The sequence below is a fragment of the Endozoicomonas sp. YOMI1 genome (assembly GCF_024606345.1).
Taxonomy (GTDB): Bacteria; Pseudomonadota; Gammaproteobacteria; order Pseudomonadales; family Endozoicomonadaceae; genus Endozoicomonas.
Genome location: NZ_JAHHPM010000377.1, coordinates 1 through 4701, shown reverse-complemented (window position 1 = coordinate 4701; position 4701 = coordinate 1). Strand labels below are relative to the sequence as shown.

At 49.5% G+C, this 4701-nt stretch carries 4 protein-coding genes; 2 read left to right on the top strand and 2 right to left on the bottom strand.

Going from position 1 to position 4701, the window contains the following annotated elements; all coding sequences use genetic code 11:
* The first annotated feature begins 73 nt into the window (after positions 1–73).
* Both KDK15_RS13565 and mnmC read left to right on the top strand, forming a co-directional pair.
* Positions 74–682, top strand: a complete 609-nt coding sequence (locus KDK15_RS13565; protein ID WP_257295923.1) for a hypothetical protein — start codon at positions 74–76, stop codon at positions 680–682.
* Between the two features lie 74 nt (positions 683–756).
* A complete protein-coding gene (gene mnmC, locus KDK15_RS13560; RefSeq protein WP_257295922.1) occupies positions 757–2775 on the top strand; it encodes a bifunctional tRNA (5-methylaminomethyl-2-thiouridine)(34)-methyltransferase MnmD/FAD-dependent 5-carboxymethylaminomethyl-2-thiouridine(34) oxidoreductase MnmC in 2019 nt (672 codons plus the stop codon).
* 274 nt (positions 2776–3049) lie between these two features.
* Here mnmC and msrA read toward each other — a convergent pair whose 3' ends face one another.
* Together msrA and KDK15_RS13550 are read right to left on the bottom strand one after the other, a co-directional pair.
* Positions 3050–3694, bottom strand: coding sequence for a peptide-methionine (S)-S-oxide reductase MsrA (gene msrA / locus KDK15_RS13555; protein WP_257295921.1), 645 nt, complete (start codon positions 3692–3694; stop codon positions 3050–3052).
* A gap of 51 nt (positions 3695–3745) precedes the next feature.
* Entirely contained in the window at positions 3746–4546 is an 801-nt protein-coding gene (locus tag KDK15_RS13550; RefSeq protein WP_257295920.1) for a M23 family metallopeptidase, read from the bottom strand.
* Positions 4547–4701: the final 155 nt, after the last annotated feature.

The following is a 4701-nucleotide window of genomic DNA, read 5'->3' as shown; positions in this document are numbered from 1 at the left end:
GGTTTAGATAACTTTGAGTAGGTTTGAGCAAGTTTTTAGGAGCGGTGATGCTAAAAAGGAAATTAATAAATTTATGCAAAACAACCAATCTGGCTTACAGGATGATATGGATTGTCAGTACCCTGTTACTGGCAACCTGAAGTTTTCCGGACTGCTTTACGAAGATATTCCCGGTGCTACTATTTCGAAAAAATATATTCCCCAACTTGATGCCTTTGGCCATTACTACACTCTAGATCTGTCCGGTTTAGTAGAGGCATTAGGTCAAACGCGCAGTAAAACAGGGATATTCAGGGATCCTCTGGAGACAGTCATGCAGGAAGTTACCAATGAAACAGGCAATAAAAAATTTCTTCCAGCACGTTTCTTTAATGACCGGACAGAGCCCTTCCGGGATCGAAATGCGAGATGTCTTTTGGAATTAATGAATTATTGTCAAAATCAGGTTTTCAGACAGAACAGCAATACACCAGGCCACGAAGCCCCTGAAATGGGTGAAAAATGTAATGATGCACGTCGCCCCCTTCATGAATCATCGGCTGGCAGACAGCAGGACACTAAGGCGGTGAAAGATAAGCTCCGTGAATTACTGTTAAACCACAGTGCTCACCTTCAAGCGGTACATTCAAGGTTAAACGAGTTTTTTCAAAAGAGCCAAAAGCCATCAGTCGGTAGCTCATGACTCTTTACCAGATAGTCGGCACTGACTATGCTTGCAGCTTTTCCGCCTGATACTGAATATTGAAACTGAAAGCCGTGTCTAATCGCCAGCCAAACCTTCCAGACCCGCGTCACACTCTAACTGCTGACATCCAGTGGGAGAATGGCCTGCCAATCTCCACCCGCTTTAATGATGTCTACTTTTCCCGAGCCTCAGGTATTGCCGAAACCCGGCATGTTTTCCTGGAACATAATCATCTCCCCAGACGGTTTCGTGAACTGGTTCCTGGTACAACGTTCACTATTGGCGAAACTGGCTTTGGCACTGGTCTGAATTTTCTCTGTGCCTGGCAGCTCTTTCTGGAAAATGCCCCTGATAACAGCTCTCTGGTCTTTATCAGTACGGAGAAGTATCCGCTGCAGCAGGATGACCTGCAAAAAGCACTCAGTGTGTTTGAGGAACTGACACCTCTGGCCAACAGGATGATTAGTGCCTATCAATTGAGTGAGGGAAATATCGACCTGCAATTTTCACACAGCGCATCAGGCAAACACGTCAGTCTTCATATTTTGATTGGTGATGTGCTGGACACATTGCCTCATATCAACGAGAAGGTTGACGCCTGGTTTCTTGATGGTTTTGCCCCGGCCAAAAACCCCGATATGTGGCAACCCAAACTGTTCCAGGCGCTAAAAGCCAAAAGCCATGAACAATCAACCTATGCCACCTTCACTGCGGCCAGACTGGTTCGGGATGGAATGGCGGAGGCAGGCTTCTCAGTGACCAAACAACCGGGCTTTGGCCGCAAGCGGGATATGATTGCCGGTCGCTTTGTCCCCTCCTCAGGTTTACCTGTCAGCAAACCCTGGTTTGCGCCTGCTGATCACAGAAATCCTGAAAAAACAGCCATCGTCGTCGGCGGTGGTCTGGCGGGCTGCAGCACGGCTTCGTCGCTGGCTCGTCGGGGATGGCAGGTTAACATTGTGGAACAACATCAGGCCCTGGCCAGCGAAGCATCGGGTAATCCGCAGGGTGTTCTCTATGCCAAACTCTCTGCCGACAACACGCCGCTCAGCCAGTTCATCCTCAAAGGCTATCAATTCACCCTGGATACGCTAAAAGCGCTGGAGGTTGAGCTGGAGGTTGAACAGTGGCAGCAGTGCGGTGTTATCCAGTTAGCCATTGATGCCAAAACGGATCAACGATATCAGGCCCTGGACAACCAACATCCGAATGCACTACTTCAATACCTGACAGAAGCACAACTGAGTGATATCGCCGGGCTGGGCATCCGCTATCCGGGCCTCTACTTTCCACAGGCAGGCTGGGTGCACCCACCCGCTCTCTGCCATGCTTTGGCCGATCATCCAAATATCCGGGTGATGACCAACACGGTTGTGAACAATATCGAACACGTTGAGCAGGGCTGGCTGATTAAAACCAATGGTGACAAGTTGCACAGTAAAACCGTTATCATTGCCCAGGGAGCGGCCAGTCCTCAGTTATCACAGTTGAACTACCTGCCTCTAAAAGCCATCCGTGGCCAGATTACTCAGGCAAAGGCAACCACCGAAAGTGAGAAGCTGGCCTCCTGTGTCTGCGCAGAAGGCTATATAACACCTGCTGTCGATGGCTATCACACCCTGGGAGCAACATTCAGTTTTAACGATAAAGGCACAGAAGTTCGAGAAGCCGACCACCTGGAAAACCTGGCCATGCAGGCCGGGTATTTCCCTGCCATGTATCAGGCACTCGGTGGAACTGATGCACAAGTGACCGGGGGGCGAACAGGGTTCCGCTGCACAACACCCGATTATCTGCCCATGGTGGGTCCTATCGTTGACCTTAAGCACTTCGTTGCCGCTTATGCTCCCCTCAGAAAAAACAGCAAGCTGACCATTGACGCCTGCCCAGAGTATCTGGATGGGCTGTACGTGACCGCCGGACATGGCTCCAGAGGGATAATCTCCTGCCCTGTTGCCGGTGAGATTCTGGCCACCATGATCACTGGTGTGCCCGATAGCACTCTCGGTCTATCAATGCCTGCAAAACTGCTGGAAGCCATTCACCCCTCCCGCTTCCTTATCCGGGATCTGATCAGAAATAAAATATAGGAGGCTTATACCGGGAGTTGCACCAGAAGGGAGAATGCTATCTATTCTCGGTCAGCCTCCTACGTAAAAATCGCAAAAAAACAGGTAGCAATACGCAGAGAAGAATCAACAGCGGCTGTCTATCTTATTAAGCATGAATTGGGTAACACACGGTTACCTGTTCATGAAGCTCCTGTTTCAATCCATTCAGCAAACTGCGTCCGGGCAACCTGATCTTTCTCTTGGTTGCCCGTTTTTTTGTCCGGTAAACAATCAATTACATTGAAACCGTGTACTAAGCGCCAAGACAAACACCCGTACCTTTCAGACCACAGTAACCGCCGGGATTCCTGGCCAGATATTGCTGATGGTATGCTTCTGCGTAGTAGAACGGTGGAGCCTCGCGGATTTCTGTTGTAACGTCTGGATATCCCTGCTGTTGCAAAGACTTTGAGAATTCACTCCTTGAGCTTTCAGCCAATCCTGACTGTTCATCCGTGGTTGTATAAATGGCTGAACGATACTGAGTTCCCACGTCGTTACCCTGCCTCATTCCCTGGGTTGGATCATGGGATTCCCAGAAACATTTTAATAAAGCCTGTGTCGTTACCTTTTCAGGATCGTAAATCACCATCACCATTTCTGTATGCCCGGTTGCTCCGGTGCAGACTTCTTCATAAGTAGGATTGGGTGTGTAACCACCTGCATAACCAACAGCCGTTGTATAAACACCGGACAGTTGCCAGAACAATCGCTCTGCTCCCCAAAAACAGCCAAGACCCAGGTAGATGGTCTGCAAACCATCCGGAAATGGCGGCCTCAATGGCTGTCCATTGACATAATGCCGGGTTGGGACCGGCATCACGACCTCCCTGCCAGGCAGGGCTTTTTCCTCAGATGGAAGTTGCTGTTTATCAGGGGCTTTACCAAAGAATGTCATGATTATGTCCTCCCTGGCAGGGATCATAACATACCCCGGGGTCTGTTGAATTTACTGATCCCCAAGGGTTAACAATGCAGGGTCAAGCCGCTTATCAAACCAGTTATAGCGCCAGTCAAGATGGGCACCGGTAACCCGGCCAGTGGCACCCACTTCACCGATAATCTGCCCCCGTTTGATAGCCGCTCCCCCTTTCACGGAAACTTTGCTGAGATGGAGAAAGCTGGAGAAAATGCCATGGCCATGATCAATAATGATGGTGCCGCCGGAATAGTAGAGGTCTGAGTCCACCAATTGCACAACTCCATCAGCGGGTGCCGCTACAGGCGTACCTGTGGGTACGGCGATATCCAGGCCATAGTGCGGGCGCCCCGGTTTACCGTTATACACCCGCTGGCTGCCGTAAACGCCACTGATGCGACCTTTTACCGGCCAGCCAAAGCCGTTAAAAAAATCCTCCTGATCCGTATCAGGAACTCTGGCTTCACGCACCTGCTCAGCTTCTCTACGGATACGGGATAGCACCCGCTCATCTGGTGATACATATTTTCTGGCAATCCCGGTCAACCGCTGAATATCATATTCCCGTGGTTTAAGGGTTAAATAAAACGTCTTCAGTTCACCACTGGCAAAATGCTCTGTATAGGACTGCTTCAGTTCTGCATCACGACCAAAACCAAGAATAAAGCGCCCATCTTTCGCTACTCTGACTTCCTGGTTGTCGTAAACAATCCGACTCCCCGGTGCTGCCTGACCAACCAAAATACCTCCGGGGGTCAGCTGGCTCTGCAGGCCTTCTGCATTCACCATCACAGAAAAAACCAGAAGAAAAAAACCTGTAGCGAGATGCATTAAACCGTTCTCCTTTTATCATCCTGCCTGGTAATCATTATCGATATTTTGACTTTTAACAAAACAGCCGAGTAGGCTATGAAAACCACCTGATAAAACAAGAAAATTGAGGATAAAAATTTCGTTTTGTGAGGTGAATAGCGGGGCTATTTGCC